This window comes from Tardiphaga robiniae (genome assembly GCF_013359755.1).
Classification (GTDB): domain Bacteria; phylum Pseudomonadota; class Alphaproteobacteria; order Rhizobiales; family Xanthobacteraceae; genus Tardiphaga; species Tardiphaga robiniae.
Window position 1 is genome coordinate 93,890 of record NZ_JABMCJ010000074.1, and the last position, 13,876, is coordinate 107,765.

General features: G+C 62.7%; 13 protein-coding genes. 5 read left to right on the forward strand and 8 right to left on the reverse strand.

Annotated features, from left to right (window positions below; genetic code table 11):
* Window positions 1–55: 55 nt before the first annotated feature.
* The 3 genes from HP556_RS07180 to HP556_RS07190 form a co-directional block, all read right to left on the reverse strand.
* Window positions 56–1,264: a hypothetical protein gene (locus HP556_RS07180; RefSeq protein ID WP_175366444.1), complete on the reverse strand. Its 1,209-nt coding sequence runs from the start codon at window positions 1,262–1,264 to the stop codon at window positions 56–58.
* A gap of 200 nt (window positions 1,265–1,464) precedes the next feature.
* Window positions 1,465–3,120 (reverse strand): chaperonin GroEL, encoded by a 1,656-nt coding sequence (groL, locus tag HP556_RS07185; protein WP_068733597.1) that lies wholly within the window; start codon window positions 3,118–3,120, stop codon window positions 1,465–1,467.
* Between the two features lie 150 nt (window positions 3,121–3,270).
* Window positions 3,271–3,567 carry a co-chaperone GroES gene (locus HP556_RS07190; protein WP_089261928.1) on the reverse strand — a complete coding sequence of 99 codons (297 nt, stop codon included), beginning with the start codon at window positions 3,565–3,567 and terminating at the stop codon, window positions 3,271–3,273.
* A 312-nt stretch (window positions 3,568–3,879) separates the two neighbouring features.
* Here HP556_RS07190 and HP556_RS07195 point away from each other — a divergent pair, with 312 nt between their 5' ends.
* Both HP556_RS07195 and HP556_RS07200 read left to right on the forward strand, forming a co-directional pair.
* Window positions 3,880–4,407 (forward strand): hypothetical protein, encoded by a 528-nt coding sequence (locus HP556_RS07195; RefSeq protein WP_068733601.1) that lies wholly within the window; start codon window positions 3,880–3,882, stop codon window positions 4,405–4,407.
* A 62-nt stretch (window positions 4,408–4,469) separates the two neighbouring features.
* On the forward strand, window positions 4,470–5,678 hold the full coding sequence (locus HP556_RS07200) for an MFS transporter (protein WP_175366445.1): 1,209 nt from the start codon (window positions 4,470–4,472) through the stop codon (window positions 5,676–5,678).
* Window positions 5,679–5,707: 29 nt separating this feature from the next.
* Here the strand turns inward: HP556_RS07200 and HP556_RS07205 are convergent, their stop codons facing one another.
* Window positions 5,708–6,481 carry a protein phosphatase CheZ gene (locus HP556_RS07205; protein WP_175366446.1) on the reverse strand — a complete coding sequence of 258 codons (774 nt, stop codon included), beginning with the start codon at window positions 6,479–6,481 and terminating at the stop codon, window positions 5,708–5,710.
* 297 nt (window positions 6,482–6,778) lie between these two features.
* Between HP556_RS07205 and HP556_RS07210 the strand changes: the two genes are divergently transcribed.
* Window positions 6,779–7,570, forward strand: a complete 792-nt coding sequence (locus HP556_RS07210) for a L,D-transpeptidase (RefSeq protein WP_175366447.1) — start codon at window positions 6,779–6,781, stop codon at window positions 7,568–7,570.
* 256 nt (window positions 7,571–7,826) lie between these two features.
* Here HP556_RS07210 and HP556_RS07215 read toward each other — a convergent pair whose 3' ends face one another.
* Window positions 7,827–8,633, reverse strand: coding sequence for a DUF2076 domain-containing protein (locus HP556_RS07215; protein WP_175366448.1), 807 nt, complete (start codon window positions 8,631–8,633; stop codon window positions 7,827–7,829).
* Window positions 8,634–8,769: 136 nt separating this feature from the next.
* Complete coding sequence (locus tag HP556_RS07220; RefSeq protein WP_175366449.1) at window positions 8,770–9,675, reverse strand: LysR family transcriptional regulator; 906 nt, start codon at window positions 9,673–9,675, stop codon at window positions 8,770–8,772.
* Between the two features lie 135 nt (window positions 9,676–9,810).
* Here HP556_RS07220 and HP556_RS07225 point away from each other — a divergent pair, with 135 nt between their 5' ends.
* Both HP556_RS07225 and HP556_RS07230 read left to right on the forward strand, forming a co-directional pair.
* Window positions 9,811–10,884 carry a tartrate dehydrogenase gene (locus HP556_RS07225; protein WP_175366450.1) on the forward strand — a complete coding sequence of 358 codons (1,074 nt, stop codon included), beginning with the start codon at window positions 9,811–9,813 and terminating at the stop codon, window positions 10,882–10,884.
* Between the two features lie 74 nt (window positions 10,885–10,958).
* Window positions 10,959–11,927, forward strand: coding sequence for a tripartite tricarboxylate transporter substrate-binding protein (locus HP556_RS07230; protein ID WP_089261917.1), 969 nt, complete (start codon window positions 10,959–10,961; stop codon window positions 11,925–11,927).
* Here the strand turns inward: HP556_RS07230 and HP556_RS07235 are convergent.
* Both HP556_RS07235 and HP556_RS07240 read right to left on the reverse strand, forming a co-directional pair.
* Window positions 11,924–12,769, reverse strand: coding sequence for a ChbG/HpnK family deacetylase (locus tag HP556_RS07235; protein WP_175366451.1), 846 nt, complete (start codon window positions 12,767–12,769; stop codon window positions 11,924–11,926). The genes HP556_RS07230 and HP556_RS07235 overlap by 4 nt on opposite strands.
* Window positions 12,766–13,812: a glycosyltransferase family 2 protein gene (locus tag HP556_RS07240; RefSeq protein ID WP_089261913.1), complete on the reverse strand. Its 1,047-nt coding sequence runs from the start codon at window positions 13,810–13,812 to the stop codon at window positions 12,766–12,768. The genes HP556_RS07235 and HP556_RS07240 overlap by 4 nt, the downstream gene beginning before the upstream one ends.
* Window positions 13,813–13,876: the final 64 nt, after the last annotated feature.

Genomic DNA, 13,876 nt, shown 5'->3' on the forward strand with positions numbered 1-13,876 from the left:
CCTTCGCTTCGCTCAGGCACCCTCTCCCACAAGGGGAGAGGGGAAGTAGCGGCGCTCACTTCCAGTTCGAATTATCTGCATCCCAACGCTGTGCCTTGAACTCCGCCGCGACAGCTGCAACCGCGCCGTTGTCGTCGCGCGGATCGCTTTCTTCATCGGCCGTCGGCGAATCCGCGAGAGCCAGCTTCGCGCCCGAGTTCTCATCCGCGGTTGTTACTGACGGTGTGCTGACCCACAGGATCAGCTTATCCGTCGTGCCGGGCTTGTCGGGAGCGATGATCGCGTTGACCTCGACCGTCTCCGTCAATTCGAGCGCGGGCAGAACCTGACTCGGGCGCTTGAAGGTCAGCTTGAGCTTTCCGGTCTCGTCGTCCCATGACGCGGCGGCAGGTTTGCCCGACATGGTCCTGGCGAGCACATTCGCCAGCGCGGTCGCCACCTTGTCGCGATTGATCTTGTCGCCATCGCGCCAGTCGGCGGCTGCAAAGCGCACGGTACGATCCATGTCGATAGCGCCCGTGGTCCAGCCGACATTGACGACGCCGGGATAGGTCTTGGTTTTGGCGACGAAAGCCGCGGCGCGTTCCGGATCGATGGCGAGGCTGATGACCTGCTCGCCGGCGCGCAGTGCATCGCACGATACGGCCAGGCTGTTCAACGCGACCTCGACGCTCTGACCGCGCAGTGTGCGCACGAAATCGAGTGCGGCTTCGAGCTTGATCTTGACCGCGATCGCTTCGGGCGAGACTTCGGTGAAGTCCTTCGGCGCGGGCGCGATATTGTCGTCGGTGGACTGATTGTCCTGGAATTCCTTCTCGCTCTGATCGGAATTGTCCGAGGAGGTCACGTTGTTATTGGTCTGACCGACCGAGATCTGTCCCTTGAACTCGAACGTGTCGCCGGTCGGCCGGCGGTTCAGCTTGATGGTCACCGGCAGCTTGTCGACCTGGGTCTGCGTTGCGCCGGTCAACGTCGACCCACTGACCGCGAGATTGGCGACGAAGCGATCCTTGCGGTCGCTACCCTTCTCGGCGGGATAGCAGACATCAAGTGTCGCCGCCGTGACGGCTTTGCCTTGCCGCGTCTCGCGCAGGATGACGTCGGCATTGCCGTTCATGACGCCGTCGATCGAGGTGAAATAGCGTGTCTCGGGGCCTGCCGGCTGGCTCTTCGGCGCGGCTTTCACCTGCGCGAAGGCGTGGTGGACGGTCCCAACCGAGGCGGTGACCGTAAGGCCGAGCAGACAAAGATGAAGCGCGCGCATTTCAAAAGTCCCTGGACGTTATCGACGTGTCTCCGGGCGGATTTATCTGATTCCGCCCATGCGAGATTAATCACGGGATTGAATCAGAACCGCGACCAAGGCGAAAGGCCATAAGTCGCAGGCGCATTGTATCAGGGCAAAAAAGAAGGCCGCCCGGAGGCGGCCTTCGATCACAATGCAGTTGAGCGTGAAAGCAGGGCTTAGAAGCCCATGCCTCCCATTCCGCCCATGCCACCCATACCGCCGCCACCGCCCGGCATCGCCGGTGCAGCTTCCTTCGGCAGTTCGGCGACCATGGCTTCGGTGGTGACCAGCAGGCCGGCAACCGAGGCGGCGTCCTGCAGTGCAGTACGCACCACCTTGGCCGGATCGATGATGCCCTTGGCGACCATGTCGACATAGGTTTCGGTCTGCGCGTCGAAGCCGAAGGTCTCGGACTTCTCGTCCAGGATCTTGCCGACCACGATCGAACCTTCAACGCCGGCGTTTTCGGCGATCTGGCGGATCGGAGCTTCCAGCGCCTTCAGCACGATGTTGATACCGGCCTGCACATCGGCGTTCTCGTTGGTGAGACGGCCGACGGCCTTCTTGGCACGCAGCAGCGCAGTGCCGCCACCGGGGACGATGCCTTCCTGAACGGCCGCGCGGGTGGCGTTCAGCGCGTCATCCACGCGATCCTTCTTTTCCTTCACTTCGACTTCGGTCGCGCCGCCGACGCGGATAACGGCAACGCCGCCAGCCAGCTTGGCCAGACGCTCTTGCAGCTTCTCACGGTCGTAGTCCGAGGTGGTCTCCTCGATCTGCGCCTTGATCTGGTTGACGCGAGCCTCAATGGCCGGCTTCTTGCCAGCGCCGTTGACGACGGTGGTGTTTTCCTTGTCGATCACGACCTTCTTGGCGCGGCCGAGCATGGCGAGCGTGACGCTTTCCAGCTTCATGCCGAGATCTTCCGAGACGAGCTGACCGCCGGTCAGGATCGCAAGGTCTTCCAGCATCGCCTTGCGGCGATCGCCGAAGCCTGGTGCCTTGACGGCAGCAACCTTGAGGCCACCGCGCAGGCGGTTGACCACGAGTGTGGCGAGCGCTTCGCCTTCGACGTCTTCAGCAATGATCAGCAGCGGCTTGCCCGACTGCACCACGGCTTCGAGCACCGGCAGCATGGCCTGCAGGCTGGAGATCTTCTTCTCGACGAGCAGGACGTACACATCCTCGAGCTCGGCGGTCATCTTCTCGGCATTGGTGACGAAGTAGGGCGACAGGTAGCCGCGATCGAACTTCATGCCCTCGACGATGTCGACTTCGGTCTCGAGCGACTTGTTCTCTTCGACCGTGATGACGCCTTCGTTGCCGACCTTCTGCATTGCCTGGGCGATCATCTTGCCGATGGCGGCGTCGCCGTTGGCGGAGATGGTGCCGACCTGGGCGACTTCAGCCGAAGACGCAACCGGCTTGGCGCGCTTGGTGATGTCCTTGATGACGGCGGCGACGGCGATATCGATGCCGCGCTTGAGGTCCATCGGGTTCATGCCGGCAGCAACCGACTTGGCGCCTTCACGGACGATGGCCTGGGCCAGCACGGTGGCGGTGGTGGTGCCGTCGCCCGCGGTGTCGTTGGTCTTCGAGGCGACTTCGCGCAGCATCTGCGCGCCCATGTTCTCGAACTTGTCCTCGAGCTCGATCTCCTTGGCGACGGTGACGCCGTCCTTGGTGATGCGCGGAGCGCCGAACGACTTCTCGATCACGACATTGCGGCCCTTCGGACCGAGCGTGACCTTGACGGCGTTGGCGAGAATGTCGACGCCGCGCAGCATGCGATCGCGCGCGTCTCCGGAGAATTTAACGTCTTTGGCTGCCATGTTGATGGTGCTCCAAGTGATGGGAATTTGAAATTAAAACGCTGTCATGGCCGGGCTTGACCCGGCCATCCATCTTCCTGCGAAGAAGCCAGATGGATGCCCGGATCAAGTCCGGGCATGACGTCCGAGTGTTTGGAGAGTGGACCGCCTTTAAGCGATCACGCCCATGATGTCCGACTCCTTCATGATGAGGAGTTCTTCGCCGTCAAGTTTGATCTCGGTGCCCGACCACTTGCCGAACAGAACCTTGTCGCCGACCTTGATGTCGATCGGGATCAGCTTGCCTGCTTCGTCGCGGCCGCCAGGGCCGACACCGACGACTTCGCCTTCAGACGGCTTTTCCTTGGCGCTGTCCGGGATGATGATGCCGCCCTTGGTCTTCTCGTCGGCGACGATGCGCTTGACGACGACGCGGTCGTGCAGCGGGCGGAATTTGGTCTTGGCCATGGGAGTGTCCCTTTAGGGTTTGCGATTTCGTTGCCATCTCGGAGGCGGGCGGGAATCCAGCCGGAACGCTCGGGGGCGGCCGGCTCATTCCCTTAGCAATCGCGCTCCGGGAGTGCTAATTGAGCGTCCGGGAAATATGGCCAGACGCTTTTTGAGTCAAGCGAGGCCTTAAGGCCTTGGTGAGGCCAATATAGGATGATCTGGAAACCATAATGGAGAGTCGGCGTAATTCTGCCGACCTCATTGCGCCGTCAGGTGTTTTGCGCTTGGCTGCCGGGACGGGCAGCCGGGGAATTTGCTCTAGGGGATAATATGATCAGGTCACGCTACGCCCGCACGGTTGCCCATCTGGCGATCGTTTCAACTTTGGCGCTGTCATTGGGCGGGTGCGGCACGTCTGGTGGACTGGGCGGGTTCAGCTTTGGGAACTCGCAGCCGACACCGCCGCCGGAGCCTCCGCCGGCGCCGGAACTGCCAGCCTCGATCCGCTCGGAAGAACTCGTCGGCCGCTGGGGTCTGGCGTCCTACATGAATCCCAATGATCGCGTTCGCACCGAGAACGCCGCGCGCGGCCAGTGCAAGCAGCCCTATATCATCGGCCAGGGCGCCACCGGCGGCGTCATCATGCATCTCGCCGACGAGGCGACGCCGCAGGAACTGCGCCTCAAGGGCTCGCCGAGCGGCAAGAACTATATCGGCCCGCCCGGTCCCGCCGGTGGTGAGAAGGATCGCGAGATCGTCTCCTTCGACGGCCGGATTCTCGTCACGCGCTTCATCGACAAGGACGCTGCGGTTCGCTACGGCAACATGGTCTATGTCCGTTGCGCACCCAAGGCCTGACCTGACAAGGCCTGACCTGAGGCGTAAGGCGGGTCCCGCCACTCCCTTGAAGACGTGAGCCCATGCACCGATTGCGCGACCTTGTTTTCGGACCGGGCCGCGCGGTCCTTGTGCTGGCATTCACCCAGATCCTGACCTGGGGCATCCTGATCTATCCACCGGTGCTGACCATGCCGCATGTCACGGCGGCACATGGCTGGTCGCTGGCCTTCGGCATGGCAGGCTTTTCGCTGGGGCTGATCGTATCGGGACTGCTGTCGCCGGTGGTTGGTGGATTGATCGACCGCCACGGCGGCAATGTCGTCATGGCATCGGGCGCGTTGGCCGGTGCCTTGGGTCTCGCTCTGTTTTCAGTAGCCGATCATCCTGCGACCTATCTGGCCTGCTGGGTGTTGCTCGGCGCTGCAATGTCGGCGTCGCTCTACGATCCCGCCTTCGCCACGCTGACGCGCATCTTCGGTGCCTCGGCGCGGCGGCAGATCACCTTCGTGACCTTTGCAGGCGGCTTCGCCTCGACGGTTGGCTGGCCGGCGACCCATCTTCTGCTCGAGGCCGTCGGCTGGCGCGGGACGTATCTGACCTTCGCAGCGATCTTCGCCTTTGTGGTTGCGCCGCTTCATGCTTTTGCATTGCCGCGCCACGTCGCCGTCGCGCCTCTGCCCGTGGCGGACGCCGTTGTCGTTCCCCCGCAGGCGACCCTGCGCCCGGAAGGCTGGCCGTTCATCCTGCTGGCGGCGGCGTTCTCGCTTTATAGCTTCATTCTGTCGGGCGTGACGTCGAACCTGCTGGCGCTGCTGGAGCGCGGCGGGCTCACTGCTGCAACGGCGGTGACCATCGGTGCGATGTTCGGACCGGCGCAGGTGGCATCGCGGCTGGCAGACTTCATGCTCGCGGGGCGCACCCATCCGCTGTGGATCGCGCGCGGGGCGGTGGTGCTGGTGGTATCGGCCTTCGCAATGCTGGCCTTTGCAGGGATTTCGTTTCCACTGGCGGCCTTGTTCGCTATCGGCTTCGGCGCGGCCAATGGCGTCATGACCATCGCGCGCGGTGCGCTGCCGCTTCTGATGTTTGGCCCGGTGGGGTATGGCCGCGTCATCGGCCGTATCGCGCGGCCGGCTTTGTTCGTGCAGGCCTTTGCACCGTTCGTGGTGGCATCCGCGGTCGAGACGCTGTCCGACCGCATGGTGCTGCTGCTTGGGACCGTGCTGGCACTCGCGGTGCTGCTCTGTTTCGTGATGATAAAAACGCCGGGCATTGCTGCCCGGCGTTAAACGATCTCTAACTGTGGTCGAAAATTATCTTAGCCGAACAGCGCGTCGATATCGTCCTGCGAAGCGTGGCCGACGTCGCCGTCCAGCTTCGGGCCGTTGAGCAGCTTGTCGTCTTCGCTGCGGTCATCGACCTTGGCCGGCGCATGCGCCTTGATCTCATCGACGCCACCCCAGATGTCCATCATCGCAGTAATGCGGTTTTCGATGAACTTCATCGTGGTCATCACCTTGCTGATGCGCTGGCCGGTGAGGTCCTGGAAGTTACAGGCTTCGAAGATCGCGACGACGTTATCGCCGATCTCTTCCAGCATCTGCTTCTGCTGATCGGGTGAGGTCACCTTGCCGAGCGCTGTCGATGCATTATCGATGGCTTCGGCTGCGGCGAGAATCTGCTGCGTGGCTTCTTCAGTGCCGCCGACGACGGCGCCGAGCTCACCGTTGACCTTCGCCATTTCGTCGCCTTCGAAGCTCTTGCCGTGAAGAACTGCGATTTCCATCTTGGTACGGGTAATGGCGTCGTGGATCAGATCGAGTTCGATCTTCAGCTTTTCGCACTGCTCGATCTGAGCGCGGTAGGTTGCGAGCAGCGCCTGCGCTTCTGCGACCTGCTGATCGGCGGCGGCGCCGACCTGATCTGTCACGGCGTTGCGGGCCGGCGCTCCCATCTGCGCGCGGATCGCGCGGAGCTCAGCCATGATTTCGCGATGCATTGGCATCGGCTCGCCGCTGCCCACCACTTCATTGGGCATAGGTGCAGTACCGAAAACTTCTTCAATGCGAAATCGCTTGCGACGAACAGACATCAGGTCCCCCAACGTTCAATCAATCCCCCGTTCGTATACCCATGAGTTTAACGTGAAGTTCACGCGGGAACATCGCACCTATAGTCGAAATTTCTGTGAGAGAACTGTTAGTTAACCATGGGGCTTTCGCGTTCATTCAAAATAAACGCTACCAAATAGAACTGCGCCGTTTGACGACGTGGTGAATCCAAACGGCGATTGTGTTTACCAAACCGAGGCGATTTTAACCTTAAGTCGGAGTGTGCAAAGCGCTTCTCAGGTGAGAACGCGCACGACGAAACAGTGCAGAGTACGTCGATGTTCAAAAAGTTCTCTCTCACGCTTCTTGCCAGCGCATCTTTCATCGCCGCTGGATCGCATCAGACGCTTGCGGTGGAAGCCGCGGCCCAATTCGCCGAGCCTCCGGTGGTCTATGCGCAGCAGCCGCAGCGCCCGATGCAGCGCGCGGCCTATGCCGAACGCTCGCGCATGGGCGGCGGTTTCATCGAGTTTCTGTTCAGCGACGGTCCGGCGCGGCAGGGCCAGCGTTATCAGCAGCAGCCGGACTACTCTTACGAGCAGCGGCGTTCGCTGCTGCCGCCGATGGATCCGCAACAGCGTGTCTATCGGCAGGAGGAGACGGCAGATGCCGCGCGCCCAGCGCTCGATCCCAAATATCAGCCGCAGCTGGTCGAATATCAGGGCAGCGAAAGTGCGGGCACCATCGTCGTCGATACGCCGAACAAATTTCTGTTCCTGGTACAGGGTGGCGGCAAGGCAATGCGCTATGGCATCGGCGTCGGCCGGCCGGGCTTCGCCTGGTCCGGTGTGAAGACGATCACGGCGAAGAAGGAATGGCCGTCGTGGACGCCGCCAAAGGAAATGCTGGCGCGCCGTCCTGATCTGCCGCGTTACATGGAAGGCGGTCCGGAAAATCCGCTCGGTGCGCGTGCGATGTATCTCGGCTCGACCCTGTACCGTATTCACGGCTCCAACGAGCCATGGACGATCGGCACCAACGTTTCCTCAGGCTGCATCCGCATGCGCAACGAGGACGTCATCGATCTCTATGGCCGCGTCGGCGTCGGCGCCCGGGTGGTCGTGATCTGATCTTACTTAACCTCTCCCCGCTGTGCGGGGAGAGGTCGGCGCGCAGCGCCGGGTGAGGGGCGGGGCATGCGCTCTCATCACGAAGGGACTGTCGAATCCCACCGTTACGCGGCCGGCCATCTTTTGCTGCTAAAATCCGATCCGATAGTTGAGCGACCGAGGCTCATATCGCGCGATGCCCCTCACCCGTCCGGCTTCGCCGGCCGACCTCTCCCCGTAAAAAACGGGGAGAGGTTAAGGCTGCGTCGCCCGACAATTATGCCAAATCGCTGTCGTCGGAATCCATGTCCATGGCGTCGTAATCGCCGTCGTCCTGGTCTTGATCTTGGTCCTGATCGGCATCGGCCTGCGCCTGATCGAAGGATCCGGCGCGGGAGCCGCTGGACGAACCGATATCATTGACGCCGGCCTGATTGCCGAGGTTGCCGCCGGAGGAATCCGAACCGGAGCTCCATGGGCTCTTGCTCTCGCTGGCATTGGCGGCGTCACCGAAACCTTGCTGATGGCTGCCGCCCATCATCGAACGGATGCTGCCGAGCAAGAGTGACCCGCCGACCACGCCGGCTGCTGCCGCAGCCGCTGTACCCAGGAACGAACCGCCACCACCGGCTTGCGGTTGTTGCTGGCCGAACTGGCCCGGTCCCGGACCCTGGCCGTATCCGCCTTGACCATAGCCACCCTGTGGCTGGGGCTGGCCGATGACCTGCCCGGTGTTCCAGGCAGGACGGCTCGGCTCGGGCGGGCGAACGCTCGGCACGGAGCCGCGCGGCTGGTTCGGGTTCTGACCCTGACCGAACAGGGCGTCCCGCATCGAATCGAGGAAACCGCCCTGAGCAGCCTGTTCGGGGGCGCCGTTGCCTTCCAGTTGCTGGATGCGCTCATGGGCGCGCTTCAGCGCTTCGTCCTGCAGCAATACGGTCTGCACCAGCGCATAGACCGCATTGGGTGCGCGGCGCTGGCCCTGCGCAATGGCGTCGAGCGCGTCTGGATCGCGTGGCGCGCCTTCGACCTTGCTGAGCCGGTCAAAGAGATCATCAACCAGTTGGCGTTCTTGCGGTGTCATGGCGTCCTCTGTCTTCAAAGCGCGCTTGCTTTGCGCGCTGGAGATGTAGTGACGCTTTGTGTCGCAATAAGTGCCGCCGGGATTAAATTTAGTTATGCGACAAAACGACCGGCAGGCCTTGTCGTGCTTCCTCTTGTCATGCTTCCTGCGCGTAGCGCGCCAGATTGGCCTTCAGCATGTCGAGAATCTGATCCCGTGCCGGATCGCGGGTCCCTCTGACCCAGGCTGCGGCGAGTGGCAGCCGGTTCATGGCCGACATGCCCAGCGGCACATAGCGAACGCCGCGCGCGGGCATGCGGGACGTCCAGCGCGGCACGATCGCCAGTCCGATCTCGGCGGCAACGAGATTGACGATGGTCTGCTTCTCGTCGGCGATCTGAACCACATTGGCCTGCAGCCCGGATTCCGCAAACAGCTTCATCGTCAGGTCGTGACTATGCGGCCGCGACCGTCGCTCCGGCACGATTAGCGGCTCGTCGGCGATATCGGCGATCGTCAGATGCGTGCGCGACGCCAGCGGATGGCGCTCGGAGACAGCCACGACGGCTGTCTCGTGAAACAGAAACATGAATTCCAGCCGCTTGTCGGCACTCTCGGGCGGTCGGACGAAAGCGAGATCGAGCCGGCCCGACAGCAGGCGGGGCAGCAGCCGGATCGTCTTGTCCTCATCAAGCTTGATGGCAAGGTCAGGGGCGCGTTCGCGAAGATCGTGAAGCAGCGCCGGCAGAAGCCCGGCGGCGGCGCTGTCGATTGCGCCGACCCGGATCGTGGCTGCACGGGCCCGCACGCGTGCGCGGAAGGACGACGCGATCTGATCCGCGCGGGCGAGCAGGTCGCGCGCCTGTTTCAGAAACTCGACGCCGTCATCGGTCAGGGCGACGCTGCGCGTCGTGCGCGTCAGTAGGCGTGTGCCGAGATCGTCCTCGAGGAGGCGGATGTAGCGGCCGAGTGCGGACGGCATCATCTCGAGTCGCTGCGCCGCGCGGCCGAAATGCAGTTCGTCCGCCGCGGTTACAAAACAGCGCAACTGGTGCAGATCCATCAAGCCTCCCGATGGCGCCCTTCGGCCGCCTCGGGAGTTATTATATCATTTATTTGTATAAACAACCGCGATTGAGCCCGGCGTAGCTCGCCTGCAGGGTAGGGAGAGCCAGTTCAACCCAGCAGAGACCTCACCATGCGCGAATATTCCATCGCGGCCATCCCGGCCGACGGGATCGGTCCCGAAGTCATCGCCGCCGGCACCCGTGTGCTCGAAGCCCTGCAAAAGCGCGTCGGCGACGTGACTTTCAATGTCGAGACCTTCGACTGGGGCTCGGCCTATTACCGCAAGCACGGCGTCATGATGCCGGCAGACGGCCTGCCGAAGCTGAAGAAGTTCGACGCGATCTATTTCGGTGCGGTGGGGGCGCCCGATGTGCCCGATCACATCACGCTGTGGGGCCTGCGGCTGCCGATCTGCCAGGGCTTCGACCAATACGCCAATGTGCGCCCGACCAAGATCCTGCCCGGCATCACCTCGCCACTGCGCGGTGTCGAAACTGGCGATCTCGACTGGGTGATCGTGCGCGAGAATTCCGAAGGCGAATATGCCGGCTGCGGCGGCCGCGTGCATCGCGGGCTGCCGGAGGAAGTCGGTACCGAAGTCTCGGTGTTCACCCGGGTCGGCGTGGTCAGGATCATGCGCTACGCGTTCAAGCTCGCGCAGTCACGTCCGCGCAAGCTGCTCACCGTCGTCACCAAGTCGAACGCGCAGCGCCACGGCATGGTGATGTGGGACGAGATCGCCGACGAAGTGTCGAAGGACTTCCCTGACGTCACCTGGGACAAGATGCTGGTCGACGCCATGACCGTGCGTATGACGCTGAAGCCGCAGAGCCTCGACACCATCGTGGCCACCAATCTTCACGCCGACATTCTCTCCGACCTCGCCGGCGCACTGGCCGGTAGCCTCGGCGTGGCGCCAACAGCGAATATCGATCCTGAGCGCCGCTTCCCGTCGATGTTCGAGCCGATCCACGGCTCGGCCTTCGACATCACCGGCAAGGGCATCGCCAATCCTGTGGCCAGCTTCTGGACCGCCGCGCAGATGCTCGATCATCTTGGCGAGCCGGATGCATCGGCGCGATTGATGCGTGCGGTGGAGAAGGTCTGCGAAGCGGGCATCATCACACCGGATGTCGGTGGCAAGGCTACAACGAAAGAAGTGACCGACGCCGTGGTGGAGGCGATCCATAGTTCGAACGTCTGACGCGATTTCCGAACGCCCCGGCCTCACCGGGGCGTTCGCTTTCAATAATCAAAACAATATTCAGGGAGGATCTCATGAAAGTCACAGCTACACTTGCGTTTGCGATTACGCTGGCAAGCTCCGCTGCCTTCGCACAGGGCTATCCCAACAGGCCAATCACCATGCTGGTGCCGTTCGCGGCCGGCGGTGCCACCGACACCGTCGCGCGCGTCACCGCTGCGACCATGTCGAAGATCCTCGGCCAGACCATCATCATCGAAAACGCCACAGGCGCCGGCGGCACCATCGCGGCGGCCCGCGCAGCCCGTGCCGAGCCGGACGGCTACACGATCCTGATCCATCACATCGGCATTTCCACCGCGGCGACGCTGTATCGCAAACTGCCTTACGACACCAAGACCGCCTTCGCGCCGATCGGCCTCGTCACCAATGCGCCGATGACCATCATCTCCAGGCCGAACCTGCCGCCGAACACGCTCGCCGAGCTGATCACCTATATCAAGGCCAACGGCGACAAGATGACCTTCGGCAATGCCGGCCTCGGCGCGGCCTCGCAGCTGTGCGGCCTGATGTTCATGAATGCCATCGACAAGCAGATCCTGTCGGTACCCTACAAGGGCAACGGCCCCGTCATGAACGACCTGATCGCCGGCCAGATCGATCTCACCTGTGACCAGACCACCAACACCACCGGCCCGATCGCAGCCAAGCTGGTGAAGAGCTACGCCATCACCACCAAGACACGCCTGTCGTCGATGCCGGATCTCCCCACGGCCGATGAGGCTGGGCTGAAAGGCTTCGAAGCTGGCGCCTGGCATGGCATCTACGCGCCAAAGGGAACTCCTGACGATATCGTGCAGAAACTGGCGAAGGTGCTGCAGGATTCGTTGCGCGATCCCGAGCTGATCAAGCGCTTCAACGACATCAACACCGATCCGGTGCCACAGGATCAGGCGACGCCGCAGGCATTGAAGAAGCAGCTCGATAGCGAAGTCGACCGCTGGGCGCCGATCATCAAGGCGAGCGGACAGTTCGCGGATTAGCGTGCGAGAGTGACGTTGTTTGCCGCCAGCAACTGCACGAAGGCATCGCTTGCCAGATACTGATATTCGCGTTCGCGCTGGTCGGTGAACGGGTCGAGGTCGATCAGGATCTCATCGACATGACCCGGGTGGCACATCACCAGTCCGCCATCCGGGAGGTCGTTGAGGAAACCGGCCATCAGCGCACTGAAGTCGGCTTGCTTGGTGAAGTCATAGGCGCCGGAGAATCCCGGATTGAACGTCACGCCGGCGCGCGTCGCACGTCGGCGGAACGTGGCGCTGAGGGTGTCGAGCAGAAGCGCCTTCGGATTATCGAGGCGTTGGCCTAACGGTAGCACGCGGCCGGATTGCCGGACCCAAGCCTTCGGCGCATTTTTCCTCACCGCAGCGAGGAGCGCATCGCGCACCTGCGGGAAGGTCTGTACGTGCTGGTGCCCGTCGACATAGTCGGGGGCGCGCCCGAACAGGGCCACAAACTTCGCGATCTGCGTCGTCAGCTCGGTTTCGATCGCCTCGCGATCCAGCTTCCGCATCAGGCTGAAGCGCAGCATCTTGCCAAGCGGCAGGAACAGCTCGTCGAGCAGCGGCCGGTAGTGCATCGTCAGCGGATGAAACGGGGCGGTCAGCGTCGCGTGTAGCCCGATCTCGCAGTTCGGGTTCTTGGCGACGGCGTCCTGCAACGCACTCACGTCATCGCGCGAAATCGCAGGTCCGACCACCATCACGGAGGTGGCGTTGAGGCGTCCAAGCGCAATGAGTTCGCGGATGCCCTGATTGACGCCGGGGCTGATGCCATAATCGTCGGCGCAGAGCGTGATGCGGCGCAGGGCTGCGCCGGTCATTCGGCAGCGGTCCGGTCGGTGGTTTGCGTCACACTATCGGGGGTGTTGCGCTTCACGCTGTGCTCGGCGACGAAATAGATCGGCCGCGCCTTCAGTTCAGACAGGATCTTGCCGATATATTCGCCGAGCACGCCAATCATGATCAGCTGCACGCCGCCGAGGGTCATCAGGCCGACGACCAGCGATGGATAGCCCGGGACAGACTTGCCGGAGACCCATGTCTCCCACAGGATCGACAGACCGAACAGGAACGCGCCGAAGGCGAGCAGCAGACCGAGCAGGCTGGCGAAACGCAAAGGCGCCACCGAGAACGAGGTCAGTCCTTCGATCGACAGGCCGATCAACTGCTTCGGATTGAACGATGTCACGCCATGTTCGCGCGCCGCCGGCTCGTAGTCGACGCGGAGCTGGCGGAAGCCGATCCAGGTCGCCAGTCCCTTGAAGAACCGGTTGCGCTCCGGCAGCTGCCGCAGCGCCGCTGCGGCGCGCGGTGACAGCAAACGGAAGTCGCCGGCGTCTTCCGGGATCTTCTGCCGCGCGCCCCAGTTGATCAGCGCATAGAAGCCGCGCACGGCCTGGCGGCGCAGGAAGGATTCGTTGTCGCGATGGGCTTTAGCGGTATAGACGACGTCATAACCTTCGACGATCCAGTGCCGCACCAGCTGTTCGACCAGTGACGGCGGATGTTGGCCGTCGCCATCCATGAACAGAACCGCGCCCTTGGTGACATGGTCGAGCCCTGCCATCAGCGCGGCTTCCTTGCCGAAATTGCGCGACAGTGACACGACCTGAACGTCGAGCGACGTGGCTTGCAGGCTGCGCGCAACCGCCAGCGTGCCATCGGCGCTGCCGTCATCGATATAGACGACTTCGCAGGCGAGGCCGTGGCGTTCTTTCAGTGTCGTCGCAAGCGTCGCCAGCCGCTCATGAAACAGAGCAAGGCCGGGCGCCTCGTTGTAAACAGGCACAACGATCGACAGGCCTTGTGCCGCGGCGGTCGCGGCATCGGTCGACAGGCTCGATACGTCGCTGCCCAGCATCATCGATCAGATTCCGATATCCAAAATACGCTCATGAATCATATGGTAATCAGCCGGTGCGTCCGCC